The organism is Protofrankia symbiont of Coriaria ruscifolia (assembly GCF_900634745.1).
In the GTDB taxonomy this organism is placed as follows: Bacteria; Actinomycetota; Actinomycetes; order Frankiales; family Frankiaceae; genus Protofrankia; species Protofrankia californiensis.
The window spans coordinates 152,431-169,843 of record NZ_CAAAFR010000032.1; the positions used below are offsets into that span (position 1 = coordinate 152,431).

13 protein-coding genes are annotated in these 17,413 nt (G+C 66.9%); 2 read left to right on the top strand and 11 right to left on the bottom strand.

All coding sequences use genetic code 11. The annotated features are described in order from the left end of the window. Positions 1-13: 13 nt before the first annotated feature. A complete protein-coding gene (locus CV1CTNOD_RS04140; protein ID WP_131784826.1) occupies positions 14-976 on the top strand; it encodes a 4-hydroxy-3-methylbut-2-enyl diphosphate reductase in 963 nt (320 codons plus the stop codon). Between the two features lie 84 nt (positions 977-1,060). Here CV1CTNOD_RS04140 and CV1CTNOD_RS04145 read toward each other — a convergent pair whose 3' ends face one another. Further along, positions 1,061-2,329, bottom strand: a complete 1,269-nt coding sequence (locus CV1CTNOD_RS04145; RefSeq protein ID WP_131784827.1) for a hypothetical protein — start codon at positions 2,327-2,329, stop codon at positions 1,061-1,063. Between the two features lie 361 nt (positions 2,330-2,690). On the opposite strand from CV1CTNOD_RS04145, the gene CV1CTNOD_RS04150 reads away from it, so the two are divergent. Further along, positions 2,691-3,326, top strand: a complete 636-nt coding sequence (locus CV1CTNOD_RS04150) for an acyltransferase (RefSeq protein WP_165485305.1) — start codon at positions 2,691-2,693, stop codon at positions 3,324-3,326. Between the two features lie 271 nt (positions 3,327-3,597). Here the strand turns inward: CV1CTNOD_RS04150 and CV1CTNOD_RS04155 are convergent, their stop codons facing one another. The 10 genes from CV1CTNOD_RS04155 to CV1CTNOD_RS04200 all read right to left on the bottom strand — a co-directional run. Continuing rightward, positions 3,598-5,454 (bottom strand): lipopolysaccharide biosynthesis protein, encoded by a 1,857-nt coding sequence (locus CV1CTNOD_RS04155; protein ID WP_131784829.1) that lies wholly within the window; start codon positions 5,452-5,454, stop codon positions 3,598-3,600. Continuing rightward, entirely contained in the window at positions 5,441-6,577 is a 1,137-nt protein-coding gene (locus tag CV1CTNOD_RS04160) for a glycosyltransferase family 4 protein (RefSeq protein ID WP_131784830.1), read from the bottom strand. The genes CV1CTNOD_RS04155 and CV1CTNOD_RS04160 overlap by 14 nt, the downstream gene beginning before the upstream one ends. A 128-nt stretch (positions 6,578-6,705) precedes the next feature. Next, on the bottom strand, positions 6,706-7,506 hold the full coding sequence (locus tag CV1CTNOD_RS04165; RefSeq protein WP_131784831.1) for a hypothetical protein: 801 nt from the start codon (positions 7,504-7,506) through the stop codon (positions 6,706-6,708). Continuing rightward, complete coding sequence (locus CV1CTNOD_RS04170; RefSeq protein ID WP_131784832.1) at positions 7,503-9,866, bottom strand: glycosyltransferase; 2,364 nt, start codon at positions 9,864-9,866, stop codon at positions 7,503-7,505. Before CV1CTNOD_RS04170 ends, CV1CTNOD_RS04165 begins: the two co-directional genes overlap by 4 nt. Next, complete coding sequence (locus CV1CTNOD_RS04175; RefSeq protein WP_131784833.1) at positions 9,856-11,070, bottom strand: glycosyltransferase family 4 protein; 1,215 nt, start codon at positions 11,068-11,070, stop codon at positions 9,856-9,858. Before CV1CTNOD_RS04175 ends, CV1CTNOD_RS04170 begins: the two co-directional genes overlap by 11 nt. Continuing rightward, on the bottom strand, positions 11,067-12,251 hold the full coding sequence (locus tag CV1CTNOD_RS04180) for a glycosyltransferase family 2 protein (protein ID WP_242606347.1): 1,185 nt from the start codon (positions 12,249-12,251) through the stop codon (positions 11,067-11,069). The genes CV1CTNOD_RS04175 and CV1CTNOD_RS04180 overlap by 4 nt, the downstream gene beginning before the upstream one ends. Then, complete coding sequence (locus CV1CTNOD_RS04185; protein WP_131784835.1) at positions 12,248-13,153, bottom strand: glycosyltransferase family 2 protein; 906 nt, start codon at positions 13,151-13,153, stop codon at positions 12,248-12,250. The genes CV1CTNOD_RS04180 and CV1CTNOD_RS04185 overlap by 4 nt, the downstream gene beginning before the upstream one ends. 1,426 nt (positions 13,154-14,579) lie before the next feature. Then, positions 14,580-15,032, bottom strand: a complete 453-nt coding sequence (locus CV1CTNOD_RS04190) for a DUF6542 domain-containing protein (RefSeq protein WP_207386171.1) — start codon at positions 15,030-15,032, stop codon at positions 14,580-14,582. Positions 15,033-15,263: 231 nt separating this feature from the next. After that, positions 15,264-16,637 (bottom strand): DNA recombination protein RmuC, encoded by a 1,374-nt coding sequence (locus CV1CTNOD_RS04195; RefSeq protein WP_131784861.1) that lies wholly within the window; start codon positions 16,635-16,637, stop codon positions 15,264-15,266. A gap of 186 nt (positions 16,638-16,823) precedes the next feature. Continuing rightward, positions 16,824-17,413, bottom strand: a 590-nt coding sequence (locus CV1CTNOD_RS04200) for a DUF4232 domain-containing protein (RefSeq protein WP_165485306.1), incomplete at its 5' end; no start/stop codon positions are given.

Genomic DNA, 17,413 nt, shown 5'->3' on the forward strand with positions numbered 1-17,413 from the left:
TAGACTTCCGGGCATGGGGCGGATCCTGTTGGCCAATCCGCGCGGGTACTGCGCTGGTGTCGACCGAGCGGTACAGACGGTCGAGAAGACACTGGAGCTGTACGGCGCTCCCGTCTACGTCCGTAAGCAGATCGTGCACAATGCCCACGTTGTCAAGACGCTGGAGGCAAAGGGCGCGATCTTTGTGGACGAGACCTACGAGGTTCCTGCCGGGGCGACCGTGGTGTTTTCCGCCCACGGCGTCGCACCGTCCGTCCACGAGGAGGCGAGGTCCCGGGAGCTGCGAACGATCGACGCCACGTGCCCGCTTGTGACCAAGGTCCACGGTGAAGCACGCCGATTCGCCAAGGAGGACTTCGACATCCTCCTTATCGGGCATGAAGGTCACGAGGAGGTTGTCGGTACCACGGGCCAGGCGCCCGACCGCATCCACCTCGTTGACGGTGTGGAAGACGCGGCGGCTGTCAAGGTTCGTGACGAGTCCAAAGTCGCCTATCTCTCACAGACCACGCTGTCGGTCGACGAGACTGAGACCACCGTGCACGCCCTGCGTGAGCGGTTCCCGCTGTTGCAGGGGCCGCCGAGCGCCGACATCTGCTACGCCACCCAGAACCGGCAGGTTGCGGTCAAGGAGATCGCCGGCCAGGTGGAGCTGATCCTGGTCGTCGGGTCACCGAACTCGTCGAACTCGGTGCGCCTGGTGGAGGTCGCTCTTGATCACGGTGTGCCTGCCGCCTATCTGGTGGACAACGCCAGCCAGGTCGACCCCGCCTGGCTCGAAGGGGTCGAGACGATCGGCGTGACCAGCGGGGCGTCCGTTCCCGAGGAGCTGGTGACGGAGGTCGTCGCGTGGCTTGCCGAACGCGGTTTTGACGACGTCCAGCAGGTGACCTCGGCGGAAGAGCATCTGCTGTTCGCTCTGCCGCCCGAGCTTCGCCGGGAAATCCGTGCTCGGGAGCGCGCGGTCAGCAGCTAGGGTGTCCGTCCGGCGTACCCGCGGGTGTGCCCCGCGGGTACGCCTGCGGGCCACACCGAAACGGCTTACCGAACGCCTGTCGGGTTACTGAACGCTCACCGGGTGCCGGAGAAGCGCGACCGGATCCGCGCAGAGCAGGTCCACGGCCGTGCGTATGAGCTCCCGGTCGAAGGTACTGGCGTGGAAGGTCGCCGTGACGTGCACGCATCCGGACAGTTCAGCGAACTGGAAGGTGACGAAGTCAGGCTGCCGTTGGGTCGTCGCCGACAGGTAATAGATGTCCGAAGCACCGCCCCGCCACGGCAGTTTCTCGAAGCCGCGAAGCCGTCCAAGATGGTTCAGGACCAGTGACGGACGCGCTGGAAAGGGTGCCTGATCGGTCAGCGCTGCGATGCGGCCGACCTGGGCGAGCCCTGTCAGCAGGCTCATCGTGGCCAGTGGACGCCCATTCGCGGTCGCGGCCTCCAGCGCGGCTGAAACGGCCACCGGATCACGAGAGTCCGTCGGTTCGACATAGATACCGATCGTGAAGTTTCCGTCCAGCTGACGGCCGGTCGGGAGGAACTTCCGGTTGTCGACGACGGTGTAGAAGCCGCCGGCTGCCGGCTGTATGCCCGCCGCCTCCACCGCCGCCCGGGCCGCGGCAAACACCACCATGGTCCGGGTCACCCCCGAGGCGTTGCGGACCTTCCATTTCCGCATTTCGGCGAGCGTGCTCCTGGAGAGCACCCCGGAAACCACGGCGAAATCCGGCTGCCACGGCCGGCTGCGCACTCCGGCGGCCGGGCCGGGCGCAACCGCGCGCGGGGTTCGCAGCGTCGCGAGTATCCGACCGGGCTTCCGGCCGTAGTACTCACCCAGGGCGCGCGCCAGGGGAACTTGCGTGGACGGCCTGTGCAGGCGCAGCGGCGGCCGGCCTTCCGCGGCGGCCAATAGCAGCTCGGCGCCGGTGTCGAGGACGAGGCGCGCATCCCCGAGAGGATGCGCCAGCGACAGTGCCACGGTGTCGCGGCCGATCGCGAACCGAAAAGGGAGGTCGTCGACGTGAGCGGCATACTGCCGCTCCAACAACCGCTCCGGCCCACCGGCGTCGACGGTGTCTTCGAGCGCCGTGACCATCCGTTCACAATGGCTGTCGAGTTCGTTGCCCGGGATCGGACGCCACTGGTGGTAGTCATGGTCGGGCCGGCGGAACAGGCGATGGTCGGGAGCGATCCAGGCGAGCTCGTGAAGGGCGGCGCGGACCGCGTCGATGCCGGGTAGGTCCAGCGGCCCCACAATGAAGACGGAATGGGCGCCGATCCACATCCGGTCGCGTCCGGCTATCCGTAGGGACCGTGTCCTGCCTGGCATCGTCCACTCACCTCCGGTGTGATTGTTTGTCTCCTGTCGCGAGGACGACGTGGCAGTACCGTGGTGTGTCCGGTTGATGACGTATACAGACGTTCGCCGGACGGCTGGGTATCCCGACGCCGACAACTCGTCCCGACGACAAACGGACGTGGCGACGCGCGATCCGCCGCCGGTGTCATCCACACTATCCCGTCTGCCGGTCGACTGGGCCCGCGGCGACCGTCGATCACCCTTCATTATTGACGATCTTGGGTTGTTCGTGCGCGATCATATTGTTATTGTCGGAGTGGTTGTCCAGGTGGTGGGGTGGGGCCGTGCCGTGAACCCGCGCTGCGGCGCGTGTGAGCGAAGGAGATCAGCTGTGCATCGTGGAAAGCTCTGGGAGCAGCTCAAGCTCGAGTTCTGGATGCTCGTACAGGGAACAATCGTCAATGGCGTCGGTGGGTCTTTCCTCGTCCCGCGTCCACTTCGCTTTCTGCTTTATCGTCTCGGTGGCGTGCGGACGAGAACGATGAACATTATGCCGGGTTCGATCGTCGGTCATCGCGCGAGCTTCGGCCGCGGGGCGGCTGTGGGTTCCATGTGTTTCATCGAGAACTCGGCGGAGGTGCGGATCGGCGAGCGGGTCAAGATATCGCCCCAGGTGACGATTCTGACCTCCACGCATGACATGCTGAACGGTGAGGTCAGCAGCACGGTGATACCCAAACCGGTTGTCATCGAGGACGACTGCTGGCTCGGCGGCCGGGTGACCGTGATGCCCGGCGTGACCATCGGTCATCACTGCGTGATCGCCACCGGTGCGCTGGTCAACAAGGACTGCAAGCCCTACGGGCTGTATGCCGGATCACCCGCCCGTCGGGTTCGCGACCTTGCTCCGGAAGAACCCGCTCCGCCGCCGGCGTCCGACACGCAGCTCCCCGACACGCACCCCACCGCCGCCAACACGCCTGCTCCTGCGCCCGTACCGTCGACGTCCACACTCGCCTCCGCATAATCGGCGGCTCGCCGCCCGTTCGGTAATCGGCGGCCCGCCGCCGATGTGCCGGACCGGGCCGAGCAGAACGGGACGCGGCTTCGGATCCGCGGACCCCGTGCCTGTCAACCAAGAGGTCCGGGAGGCCCAGGTCCCCAGGGCCCGCTAAGAAGCGCCCGAGAACGGGACTGTTCGGCTCGAACACCCCGTTCTCGGGCGCTCGTGCGGCCCGGCCGGAGCCTTTTACGGGTCACGGTCCTCCGTGGGTTTCCGACCACGTCGACTTTTCCGATTATTCGGATCGGTTTCGTTGTGGGTGGCTGGAAAGCGGGCGGTTGGAACCTGGCCGCAGGTGCGGGGTGCTCTCGTCCGGCAGGTGCCCCGACCGGCCAGGTCGGTGTCGGGCGCTGGTGGCCCGCTCATGAGTACGGCGGAATGTCTTGGGGGCTTCGTTGGCGGCTTCGTTGGCGTAGTGGGCGAGATCCCGTTCGTCGATCGGACGGAGCAGCTCGAGCGGGTAAAAGCTGGCTGCCAATCTCCGGTACGCCGCCGGGAGCGCTTCGATGGTGTTCGCCTTGACGTTCACTTCCGTCGCGATCGTGGACTCGGGCTTTCGCCAGATCACCGATAGTGACGGTAAGGTGATTACCGCTTCCAGCGCCACCGCCAAGAGCCAACCCCAGCACAGGCCGTTCACCCCGGCGAGCCGACCGCCGACGAGGGCAAATACGATTTCCATGGCCGTACCGGCCCCGACCACTCGTAAAGCAGCTCCCAGCCGCCCCTGCACCCGCCGGAGCGAGACATAGTGGTCCTTTATCACCAGGGGCACGCCGGCGATCATCATGATCTGGAATGCACTGACGGCAACACCGCTGGTATAGGCGCCACCGAAGATGGTCATGACAAGACCGGCGAAGGGTGCTGCGATCAGGAAGGTGACGACGGCCGCCGCGAGTCCGAGCGGCAGAGTTGCCCGGATCTTCGCCAGCGCCTGTTCCTCGTTCTGTCCCGACTGCGCGAACACGGCGATAGCCAGCGCGAACGGAATGATAAAGAAGAAGGACGCGGCGAGGCGCGCGGTCGTGAAATAAGCTGTGTCCGCGGCCGTTGCGGCAAGTGCGGCGAGAATGGGCAGGAGCAGGGTCGGGACCTGTAACGCCAGGTTGAGCATGTGGTGCCCACCGGCCTCCCCACGCATTTCCCGAAGCTGCCGGAATCCGGCGAACCGCTGGGTCGGTGTGGTCGCGGCGTCATCCGCTGGAAGGTCGTCCTGCGCCGGCCGGCGGAAGTAGCGGTAGCAGACCGGCAGGGACAGGCCCAGACCGGCCACCCAGGCGAGGTAAAGGTCCAGCCCGGACGTCCAACCGATGAGCACGAATATCGGAATCAGCCCGAGTTTGACGACGGACGTGACGACGTTGCGGGCGAACTGCACGGCCCCTCGAGCCGCCGACAGCAGCGCGTAGTCCAGAGTGGTCGTCACCGTGAACAGGACGACCCCGACGCAGAACAGCGTGGCGACGAACACATTCGAGCTGACCGGGCGCAACGTGTCGGACAGGAACGGAGCGAGCCCGGTCCACGCCAGCGCGAGCACACCGGAGGCGACCCCGACAACGGTGATGGATGCCCGCATCAGCCGGAGACGGTCCGATTCCCGCTCGAGCGTCGGGAGCTTGGCCATCAGCAGCGTACCGAGGCCGAGCATCCCGACCGAACCGAGGACCGTCATCGCCGCGATGGCCGCCGAACCCACCCCGACGGCGTCGACGGCGTAGGTGCGCGCGGCCAGGGACCAGAACACCGCCCCGAGGACGGACGTCACGATCTGCGTTCCCACCATGGACATCGCGATGGTCAACAACTGCGCGAGACCCGCGGGCGCCCGACCGCGCCCGGCCTCCTCCGACGGTGGGTCGCCGGCAGCCACCGCCTCCGCGCTGTCCACGGCGGTGCCGTTCATGGCTGCACTGTCCGTAGTGGTGCTGTTCACGGCCGCACTGTCCGTGGTGGTTCCGTTCATGGCGGCGCTGTCCGTGGTGGTGTTGCCGCGGCTGTCCCGTCCGCGGTGCCGATCGTCACCGTGGGCAGTCCGGGCCGGCCCAGGATGCTCGCTGTCGGGTAACGGCGTGTCATGCGTGGGCACGGTAGGAATCTGCGAGCGCGTTGGCGCAGTCGTCCCATGTGGGCAGGCGGGTGGACGGCGCACTGTGGCTGCCGGCCCCGACCGGCGTGTCTCCTCCTGGAGCCGTGTCCGAGGTCAGGTGGCGGAGCAGGGCAGCGGCGACCGTGCGCGGGTCCGCGGGGTTGTCGACCCGTTCGGCCAGACCGCGATCGGCCAGCTCACCGAGGCCGGTGGCGGGGGCGACCACGACCGGACGTCCGAGCGCGACCGCCTCCATCACCGCGACCGGATGGGCTTCGTACTCGCTGAGTAAGGCGACCACGTGCGCACCTGCCAGCAGGTCGGTCATGGCCTGGCGTTCGGCCGGCGGGACAAAGGTGAAGCCAACCCGGTCGGCTACACCCAAACGGGTGGCCTGAGCCCGCAGTTCGTCCTCGTACGGGCCCTGTCCCACCAGCAGCAGCTGTGCGCGCGGTTCCTGTTCGAGCAGTGTGGGCAGCGCGGCGATCAGGTGGTGCTGGCCCTTGTACTTCTCGAAACGGCCGACCGAGACCACGGTCGGAGTGCTGGCGTCGGGTTGGACGCTGGTGGCGGCGGCGGGTTCGACGCCGTTCGGGATGACCGTCAGACGCTTGGCGGCCACACGCGCCAGCCGGGCGAACATCTCCTTTTCGAACTCGGCGACGCACAGTACCTGCCGGGCGCGGCGCAGCAGCGGGCCGAGGGCCCGCCACTGGACGTCGCGCAGCCGATGGCGCATCGCTGACGAGTGGCCACCGGTGTGCGGGCTGACCAGGTAGGGCGTCTGCGCTGCGAGCGCAGTGGCCATGGCGATGACCGGGACGGCGGTGTGCACTCCCTGGCAGTGCACGAGGTCGTAGTAGCCGCTGCCGACCGCCGCGCGAATGCGCGGAGCGATGTAGTAGTCGCGCTCCCGTGGCCAAGCGGGTACTCGCCGTACCCGAATCCCCTCGACCACCTCGACGGGGGGCCGGCTTCCGTCGCGATCGGTGGTCAGGACGTCCACCCGCAGGCCGGGCATGGTGTTCAGCCGTCGGGCCGTTTCGTAGACGTGTGTCTCGATCCCTCCCATGTCGGGGAAAAACCGGGGGGTGACCTGGAGCACGCGAAGTCGTCCGTACACGGTTATTGCTCCCTCGGGGTGGTGAACGCAGCTGTCGGGGCATGACACGTTGGCACGGTGTTGCAACTGCACGGGTTGCAACTGCACGGGTTGGTATGAGAGCAGGACATCATCATAAATACTATAAGTTATTGAATTGTTATCGATCGTATGATTTTTCCATTGACGAGAAGGCGGACTGCGGTTGGGGTGGGAGTGGCTTCGCTCCCCACGGGGACGTCGACCTTTTTCTTGCGCGGTTCCAGCGGCAGCCGCCACTGTCGGCCCTCGGCGGTGATCACCTCCAGCAGGAGATCACCGTTGTCGCCCTCGGCCCGGGTGACGGTGACTTCCAGGCCCGTGTGTGTCCGGGTAGCGCCGAGCGCAGTCACCGGCGCATTCATGGTTGTGTCGTCCGACCACCACGACAGGCCCACCGCCACGGCGAGGATCAGTATCGGGACGGACGCCAGCAGCACCGCCCTGCGGGGTCCTGTCTTCCAGGCAGCCGTCTTCCAGGCAGCCGTCTTCCAGCGCGCCGCCTCCCGGAGCAGGTGGTCTCGGATCCGGGCCAGGAAGGTGGCCGGTCGCAGGCGTCCGAAGGCGGCGAGTGCCACCGCCACGGCGCCGAACAGCAGGTCGTAGGCGAGCGGGTTGTCGGCAAGCCCGACCACGGCCACCAGCAGCGAGCCGACCATCAGACCGGTGACGGTGAGCAGAAACAGCGGGGCGATGTTCGCCGGGGAGTCCGCCCGGGAGCTGGCCGGGGAGTTGGTTCGGAGGTTCGCCGCGGATGCGTCTGCCGCGGAGTCGTTTCCACCGGAGTTGTTTCCACCGGCGTCTGTGCTGGCTTTCGCGGTCCGGGTGAGGGTTGCGTGCAGACCGGCGACACCGAGAACGAGAATCGTAATTCCGAGAAGGGCCTGCAGGACGGTCGTGACCGTGTTCACCGGTCACCTCCCGCAGGCCGCGGGGTTGTTGTCGGAGGTGTTGTTGGCAGCCAGAGGGCTTTGACGTCGTATATCTTCATCGGTCCGTTGTCGTAGACCTTCACCGAACCCGGCTGGGTGTCGAACTTCGCCAGCATCGCTGGTGTCAGTTGGGAACCAACCGGCGCTTCGCCGTTTTCCGCGTAGAACGTCTCGTGCGGGAGCCCGTCGGCAAGCCGGGTGTCAACAATGACGTACTGGATTCGACCGGTCGTAATGACCGTGCGTTCGTAGTCCCCGATGGTGCTGCCGAAGTAGAGTGGTGCGGCGCTGGCCCTGCTGCCCAGGCTGGTGACGAGCCACTGACGGCCGATACTCATGAGCCGGACCCCGGTCTCGCGGTCGCCGGCGACCCGGCTGCCCTGCGGCAGCCGGGTGTTCGCCCAGTCGGTGGCGGCGACCACGTACGGGTCGATGGAACGTCCGTCGGCGATCACCAGGTAGGGTCCCGGCATCCGTGACCAGTCCGCGCCTGAGCCCAAAACCGTGCCGCCTATGAATACAAAGACCGCGAGTGCGGTGGTGAGCCGTACGAGGTGCGCTGGACGGGTCGTGCGATGGGTCGTGAGGTAACTGGTGATGGTGAGGCCGAGCGCGACGGCGAGGCCGAGGTAGATGAAGGTGGACATGCGGGTGGACAGCTCGGCCGTCCGCGGCGTGACGGTGCCGATCACCGTCAGGGGGAACGCCAGGTGCATGAGCCGCAGGAGCCGGTACAGCGTTGCGTGCCGGCTGTCGGTGTCCGGCCGGAACTTGAACGGACCGACCGGGAGGATCGACACCGACCACAGCAGGGTCGAGCCGAGCAGCGCCACGATCTGCCAGGTCGGGGTGGCCGTCCCGGCCGAGTCGGTGAACATCTTGCGGCTCTTGGCCTGACCACTGGCGACATTGCCGGCTTGGTGGAAGCTTTCCGACAGGACGGGTCCCAGATAGTCGCTGAGCATCGAGATGCTGACAAGTGCCCAGCCCGCGGTGGTCAGCAGCCCGATCAGGGTGATGCCGGCGAGCGCCCTGCCGTCCGCCCGGTCACGCCGGACGAACGCGCACAACGTCCACCCGGCGAGCAGCCCCACAGTGATCCAGCTGGTGATGTGGTGGGTCAACGACAGCGCGATCCACGTCATCGCAATCAGTAATGCAGCGGTTATCCGTCCGTACCGTGGGCGGTCCACGACGATCAGCAGGAGCAGCACGGTCAGGGCGATGGCCAGGGACTGGTAGGCGAACTGCGCGTTGAAGAAGAAGAACTGCGGACTGCAGGAGTAGATCGCTACCCCCACTCCGGCCGCGTAGGCGGACCGGCTCAGGCGTTCGATCAGCAGAAACAGGCCGTATACCAGCAGGAAGCGCGCCAGCAGGACGACGCCGATCACAGCTACCTGGTTCGGTACGCCGAGCAGCTGGACGACGGAATTGGTCAGCAGCTCCAACCCCGGGAACCGGGGGCTGACCGGCAGGCCCGGATGAGGGGTGAAAACATGCCCGGTTGCCTGCAGATCGAGCAGGGTGCGCAGGTGCAGTAGCTCGTCGAACTCGCGGACGGCGGAAATCTGGGTCAGTTCGAAACAGAAGTACAGGGCGACGCCCAGAAACACCGACACCCGCAGCCGTTCCTGCCGTGATGTGCCTGCCCGCAACAGGCGGATCGCACCTGTGGCGAAGACCGTGATCAGGCCGGGCCAGAGCAGCGCGGTGCCCGCGCCCGGATGCCCGGAACGTCCGATCAGGTAGGACACCGCGACCAGTAGCACTCCGGCAGCCATGATCGTTGCGACGGCAAGGGAGCGGTCGGGGACGGTCAGGTCATGGCTGGTCGGGCTCGCGGTGACCGGGTGCACGGCCGGGTGTCCGCCGGCCGCAGGTGTGCTGGTCAGATGCGTGGTGGCCGGATCCTCCCGAGACACCGGCGCCTTCCGCCACGGCCGCCAGCCCGGTAACGAAATCCAGCCTGGTAACGAAATATGGTTCGCGCTGTTGCTGCCGGCCGGCTCGCCAACCGGCCCGGTAACCGGCTCGAGGAGCCCCGCCATCGGATCGAGCAGGACCACGGTCGGGTCGGAGTCGACATGCGCAGCCGCCTGCTCCGTTTTCTCCTCCATCCGGTCATTGTCGTAGGTGCCGGACTTCTCACGGGCGACGGATCCGGTTCTGCTTCTGGGCGTGAACGCTGTGATGACAATGGTGCCGGTGCGCTCCCGGATCGCGCTGTCGGTTGTCGGCGCGGCATTTTCGATTGCGTTGTTGTTCGTTGTGTCGTCGTTGATCGTGTCGTCTTCGTCGAGCGGCCGGGATTCAGCGGGCCGGGATTCAGTGGGCATGGACCAGGTCTCGATAAACAGTTTCTATGCGCGGTACCACCCGCCCGGCGGTGAAGTCCGCGGCGCGGTCGCGGGCGCGCTGGCCGAGCCGCTGCCGCAGTGACGGGTCGGAAAGGAGCAGGTTCATCGCCGTGGCCAGGGCGTCTGGAGCCGAGGGTGGGACGACGACGCCTTCCTTCCCGTCGCGGACCATGTCCGCGATGCCGCCCATCCCAGTTGTGACGACCGGGATACCGGCAGCCATGGCCTCCAGCACGACAGTGGGGCACGGGTCCGGCCAGATGGACGGGACGACGGCGAACGCGGCTCCGGCGAACGCCTGCATGATCTTTTCGTGGTCCCACGGTTCGGCCACGACAACCCCTGCCGGAAGGCTGTCCGGCAGCTGGGATGTCCGGCGACCGACCATCAGCAGTGGCGGGCGGTCGGCAGCCAGCCGGCTGTAGGCGTCCAGCAGGATCCCGACACCCTTGTCCCGACTGAGATCACCGACATACAGCAGGTAGCCGTCCGCTGTCATGCCTCCGGGAACGGTGTGCGACCTGGTTTCCAGCAGCTCGTCCGGGATGAAGTTCGGGATGACCTCGAATGGTGTGCCGCCGGAGGCAAGGCCGGTGTGTCGGGCGACCGCCGAACTCACCGCGATGATCCGGTCCAGGGACATCCGGCGCAGGGCGCGGCCCGCCTGGTTGCCGGCGACCGTGGCGAGGCCGACCGGCCCGCCGTAGTGGTCGTGGGCGCAGCGGATGCACCGTCGCGGCGACGGCCCGTCGCATATCTGCCGGCCCATGTACATGAAGCGCTTGGTGGCGCAGACATGGCTGTAGTCGTGCAGGGTGAGCACCATCGGCGTGCGGGTCGTCAAGCGTAGGGGAGTAAGGCTGTTGACGATCCAGTTGTGCGCATGGATGACGTCGGGGCGTTCCTCGGCAATAACACGCCGTAGCGCTCGGGTCACCGTCGGGTCCGGCAGCGGCGGCGCGTAGAGCCGGTCACCCTCCCCGTACAGGAAGGGCAGTGACGCGGTGATCGGTCGAACGGTTCGGACGCGCATGCCGTCACGGATTGTCGTGCCGGTCTTGTCACCGAAGGTGACTACGGTGACCTCGTGATGGTCGGCCAGGCGCCGGCCGAGATTGTGGACATGACGTTCCTCACCGCCGACGATCGGCGGGAAGAACTGGGCGAGCAGAAGGATCTTCACAGGGTGGATCCTCCGGCGGGGCGCTCCTTGCCGCGGCGGGCGGTGACCGGTTGCAGCAGGCGACCGTGCAGGTACCCGACAGCAGTGATCGCAACTCCTGACACGATCGTCACGGCGCTGCGACGCCGGCCGGGAGTGTGCACGTCGCGCCAGATGGCACGGGGGAGCGTCCGGGACATGTAGGTACGTTCCGTAGCCAGAGCGGCTGTCTGGCCAACCTGCTCCGCGATGATCGCTTTTGACCGTCCCTCGGCATAGCAGCGTTGACGGAAGTACGTGAAAGAAGCCCGCTTCGCCGTGACGCGGTGATGAACCACTGCGCGCGGTTCGTAGAGGATGGTCGCCCCCGGATCGGCCTGCCGCAGCCTGATGCCGAACTCGGTCTCCTCGCATCCCAGCGGGGTCGATCCGATCCGGCCGATGCCGCTGGTGAAGCCACCGATGCGGTCGAAGGCGGTCCGGCGGAAGGACATCGCCGCACCGATGGGATTGCGGACCGGGTGGATGGAGGTGGGCAGACCTTCGTAGCTGCAGCCGACCACCCAGTCGAACTCGGGGGGAAACCACGCGGGTCGGCCGGAGGCCGGCCACATGGGTACGGCGGCGCCTCCCACGCCCTGCACGGTCGGCTCCGCATACGGGGCCAGTAGGTGCTCGAGCCAGTCGGGCTCGCCGTGGGCGTCGTCGTCGAGGAACACCACGACGTCACCGCGAGCGGCGTCCACGCCGGTGTTGCGTGCCCCGGACAGGCCCTGGGCGCCGGTGCTAGCAAGCACTGTGACCCCGTCGAAGGTGGCCCGAGCGCGGGCGAGCAGGGCGTCGTTGTGGTCGACGACCAGGATGATCTCGCTTGCCGCCGTCTTCTGGTGGCGAACGCTCGCGATGGCGGCAGCGAGGTCGTCCCAGCGTTCGAGGGTGTATGCACAGATCACCACGGACGTGGCCGGTGCTGCCGCGGCCGCGGCGGCACCGCTGTCCGCGGGCCGAGGTTCGACAGGCTCGACGGGAGCTGCCTGCACCGGGATCACCGGGATGGGCATGGCAGCCGATCCGGCGACCGTCACGCCGGAAGCTTCGGTGATCGTCGTGCGGGAGGTTTCGGTGCCCGCCGTACTGGAAGCCCCGGGAGCCGGATGCGAGGCGTCGGCTCCGCCCGGGACGACGCCGGTGGATGCCGTCATGCGCATTCCACCTCGGAGCTGACCACGCTCACGCTTGCGTCGGGTTCGGGGGTTTCCAGGTGGACGCTTTCCAGGGTTTCGCTTCTTGCTTTCTGGGGCCGAATGACGGTCAGGTTCGGGCCGACCGCTGCCGCCGTGGACCAGCGCGGTATCAGTCGCCGTCGCCGCCGGCGCGAGCCGCGGGATTCGACCAGGATGGTGCGCAGGACCCGCAGACCGTCGGAAAAGGCGTTGAGGTTGCTGACCCCGTGAATGCGGGGGTGCTCGAAGCTCGGGACTTCCACGACACGCAGCCCGGCTCGGGCCACCCTCATGTTGATGACGGTCTCGACCTCGAAACCGTCCCCCCACTCGTAGGCTTCGGAGCGCTCACCCGGATCCAGGTTGAGGGTAGGCAGGCAATGCCGCCAGAACGCGTTGTAGCCGTAGCAGAGATCGGAGTATCGGCAGCCCAGGAAGGCGTTGACGAGGCGGCTGAGAAACGTGTTGCCGGCCCGCCGCAACCGGGTGATGTCGCTGCTGCCGCCGCCGTTGATGAAGCGGGACCCCTTTGCGAAGTCCGCGCCGGCGGTGAGGACCCGGACGAACTCGCCGATCTCCGCGGGGTCGGCCGAGCCGTCGGCGTCGAGCATGACGAGGATGTTGCCGGTGGCCGCGGCGAAACCGCACGCGAGCGCGTTCCCTTTGCCGCGGCGTGTCTGATCGACGACTATGGCGTCGGGTCGCAGCGCTCTCGCGACCGCCACCGTGTCGTCGGTCGACCGGCCGTCGACGACGACGATTTCAGCCTCGGCGGGCAGGCTCTTGAAGACGTACGGAAGGTTGCGTGCCTCGTTGAGCGTCGGGATGATGACGCTGACAGTCGGGATCTTGATGGTCGGTAGGTCCGAGTGTCCGGACACCTGTCCCCCCACATAACTGGATGTCGGGAGCCACCATGGGCCAGGCGAACCCGAGCCGATGTGGTGCCCCCCAGTTCTCTGTCGACTTTCCCTGTGGTGATCGCCGTTTCAATGGTTCGAACCGGCATTTCCTGGCGGAGTGCTATGACTGTCGTTACACGTCCCCCCGGACGCCGGATCGACAGTTGTCGTCGCGAGCTATTGCGTCATCCCCTATCGCTGGACACCCGTGATCTCCTGGTCGGCCAAAGACGACACGATCATGGTTCTTCGTGTGGTCGGCAGACGCAGGGACGTTGGAGCATCCATGATCCGAGTTGATTGGTAAGAGTTTGCGGTTAAGAAGTTAGCATCGCCTCGGGAGGGAGTCTCGGTCGGTCGAAGTATAACAATATTGTTTGCCTGTTGTTTATCAGTTGTTTATTTTTGCATGACTAGGTTGTGATAGCCAATCGCGATCTACTTAAATCGTAACGGTGATATTGCTCGGTGTAGTGTTAGTTGCTCCCAGTAATGATATGTAGGCGGGGTGTGCTGGCTGGGCGAGATAAAGGATACCCGACCGTCGCCGACTCCAGGTGTTTGCACAGATTTCTTCCGCGCCCGCATGTCGGTGTCCGGATGGCGACAATGGGCCGTTCCAATCTTACATTCCGGTCTGCAACTGAATTCTTGTGACGAATTTCACCGCCGCCTGTGGGGTCCGTTGTGGCGTATGCCGGTCCACCTCCCGAATAGCGTGGTCATGCGCAATGGAGCAATCGGTGTGATGTTTTCTCGCGGGCGCGAGCGTCCGGCAACAGGATCTGGATCAAGGAGTGGGGGTGGAGCGGGGGCTTCCGGATGTCGTGACCCGGTCACGACATCTGATGGGGCACCGCTGATCTGATGGGGCACCGCTCTGTGTGCGCGGGGGCGACACGACCAGGGCCGGCCAGGCCACGCTGGGCGCGGCGGTGACGGGGCCCTGTGCCGGGCACGGCGGCGGAAGTTGCACTGGGCGCGGCGGTGGCAGGGCCCTGCACAGTGGCAGAGCCCCGCACAGTGGCGGGGTGCCGTACAGGATGCGGTGAGCCGGACGACAGATCTGCAACAGCTCCAGGTCCCCGGGTCGTTGGAGGGCCAAAGGCGGCGTGATCATATTTCTTTCGCGCTCGAGGTCTGGAAGCCGATCCGGGAGGTCCGGGAGGCCGGGTTCCGGGTCACTGGGAGCGCGGGCGGATGTGCGAGAAGGCGGGGCACGGGCAGCGTCCGCAGTCCGATCCGTGGCGGTAATGCCGATGATCGGCACGAGAATGACCGCAGCGGCAGGTCGCCCACCATCGGGTTAGGCGTTCCCGCAGTTCACGGTGTGCATCCATCGGCACACTGAAAACGGTACCGGATATCTACCCGATGCTGTTCCGGCGAGCCGGCAGACGCTGTTCTAGTGAGTCGGTCGGCGGCGATTCCCGGGTGGGTTGAGGTTTCGTTCGCGTATGCGGCGGGTAACTCGTGCGCGTCGTACACGAACCATGGCGATAAGGACAACAGCGGCGAAACCCAGCAGAAGTACGGGAGCTCGCAGAATCAGGTCGGATCCGATATTGATCGCCTTGCTCTTCAGCCCTCCGCCGCTGTCGCCCGACGACGGTCGGGTGAATCCGACACCAACGGCAATCACCGCATAGACCAGCGGTGGCGCAATGACGGTCCCGAGAAGATCGTCGAAATGTACCCGGGTGGCGGCAAGGATGCAACCGGTGACGAACAGGACTCCGAAGGCGACTCCCGGGGAACCGGACAGAACCACGTCGATGGTTGCGCCGACCGTCCCGGCCAGGATGAGCAGGATGGCGGCGCCGAGCACGGTCAGACCACGCCTGCTGCCCGTTACCACCGTGGGCGTCCCGTCGTTGTTGCGTCGGCCCTGGATTCGTCCGCGTTGGCCGGCCGGGGGGCCGATACCTCCGGCGCGGCCGGATGGACCGGTCGACGAACGACGGGGCGGCGAGTTCACTTGGGCAAGGTACCGCCCGGCGTCGTCTCAGGTATCACCGGCGAGTGCTATCGCTGCGTGAGGCAGCCGCAGGCATCACTTTCGGTGATGACCCTGAAGCCTTCGACAACATCACCCATATGTGCCGCCAGCATTACCCGCGAGTTCGGTCGCGGACAAGGCTCGCACGCCGGTTTCCACCGGCGACGGTGTCGCCAGGACATTCTCCACCACCTCCATGGCGGCAAGCCTGCGTGCCGGCACCAGCACGCGGCTCTCCAGGGATCCCACCGCCGCGTTGAAGTCGGTCACGGTCCGGCTCAGCGAACGGCCGAGCCTGTCCACATGTTCGCCGAGCGTGCCGAGGCGGGTATAAAGATCTCTGCCCAGCTCGGAGATCTCCCGGGTCCGGCTGGTGAGCACCTCCTGGGTCCACGCATGGGCGACTGTGCGCAGCATCGCGATCAGAGTGGTCGGAGTCGCGATGACGACCTTTTTCGTGGCAGCGTGCTCCAGCAGGGCCGGGTCCTTGTCCAGCGCCGGTGAGAGGAATGCCTCGGCGGGCACGAACAACACGACGAACTCCGGGCTGGAAGGCAGTTGCCGCCAATACGCCTTCGCGCCGAGCGCGTCCACGTGTGCTCGTAGCTGCCGTGCGTGGGCGGTGAGCCGTTCGTCGCGGGTCTGTTCGTCGCGAGCCTCGATGGCCTCGAGGAAGGCCAGCAGTGGCACTTTCGAGTCCACGACGATGTTTCTCTCACCCGCAAGATGAACGACCATGTCCGGTCGTCGCACACCCTCTTCGGTGACGGTGCTCGGTTGTTCGGTGAAGTCGCATCGGGCGATCATCCCGGCGACCTCGACCACCCGTCGCAGCTGCATCTCCCCCCAGGCTCCGCGAGCCTGGGGCTTGCGCAGCGCCGTGACCAGCGCCGCGGTTTCGGCCCGCAGGCCCTCGGACGCCTGTTGGACGCCGCGAACCTGCTCGACAAGGGTCGCGTAGGCCTCGATACGCGAGGCCTCCAGATCCGCAAGGCGGTGCTCCATCTTGCCGAGGACCTCGCGCAGGGGCCCGACGAGATGTTCGACCGCGGCTCGGCGCTGCTCCAGGTCGCCGGTGGCGTGGGCGCCGACCTCCTGGAGACGGGCCGAGGCAAGTTCGAGGAACTGGCGGCTTGCGCCCTCCAGCGCCTGCGCGGACAAGGCCTGGAACGCCTCGCCGAGGCGCTGCTGGCTCTGCTCGACCAGGCCCACACGCTCGGTCGCGGACCGCCGTTCGTGGTCGAGCGCAGTCCGCATCCCCGCGAGGTCGACCTCGGCCAGTGCCGCCCGCTCCAGCGCGGCGTGTTCAGCCCGGCGCAGCGTCTCCAGCTCGCGCGCCGTGCGGCTGTGCTCGGCCACGAGCGCGTCGAGGCGCACGTCGCCGGCCCGGCGACCGGCGGCGAAGCCCCCGCCAACCCCCAGCAGCAGGCCGACGAGAAAGAACAGCACGGTCGTGGCTTCCATGGCGTACAGGCAATCACGGACGTCCGACACTTCTCCGGAGGTATCCGCCGGCTGCCCCGGCTGCCCCGGTGACGATCAATTCACCGGGCGTCGTCAGCCGCCCACCGGGTGCCCGCCGCCACCGGGTGCCGGCCGCCCGCAGTAGTACCCGCAACCGCCGTGGCGGCTGCAACCGCTGTGGCGCTCTCAAGCGCCCGCCGCGGCGCCGGGCACGACCGGATGAACCTGGAAACTGCCGCAGAAATCGACCTGCTGGGCCAGTTCGAGGCTGCGGGTGTCTCCCGGTGGGGTCACCCGCAGACCGACGTAGGACGGGCACCTGGTCTGGTCCCCGGACGGAACGACCGTCCACTCAACGCCGGCGGACGCGCTGCCGTTCGGCTCCAGCACGACACGCCCCTGGGAGGTCACCGGGAAGATGGAGCCGATGGTGGTACGGGTGGCGTTCCCGGCGTCTTGGCCCCTGCCATCCCGGGCGGCCACACCCGGATAGCCGGTGAGGACACAGGCGTTGCGCGTCCTGTTCGTGAACACGAGCACAAGGCCCTGGTGGCCCATGCCGCTGCCGCCGGCCGGCGGTGCGGTCGACAGCTCCAGATCCGGGGTGGCGCAGCGCACCTGGACAGTGTCCCTACCGGTGCCGTCGCCGGTGCCACCCACGGCACGGCTCGTGCCCGCCGCATCCGTCGACACCGTGGTACCGGCCTTCGGCGGGAAGGCCGGGTTCACGGCCGCGGCGCCCGGACCCGCGCTGCCCGCATCGGCGCAGGCGGCAC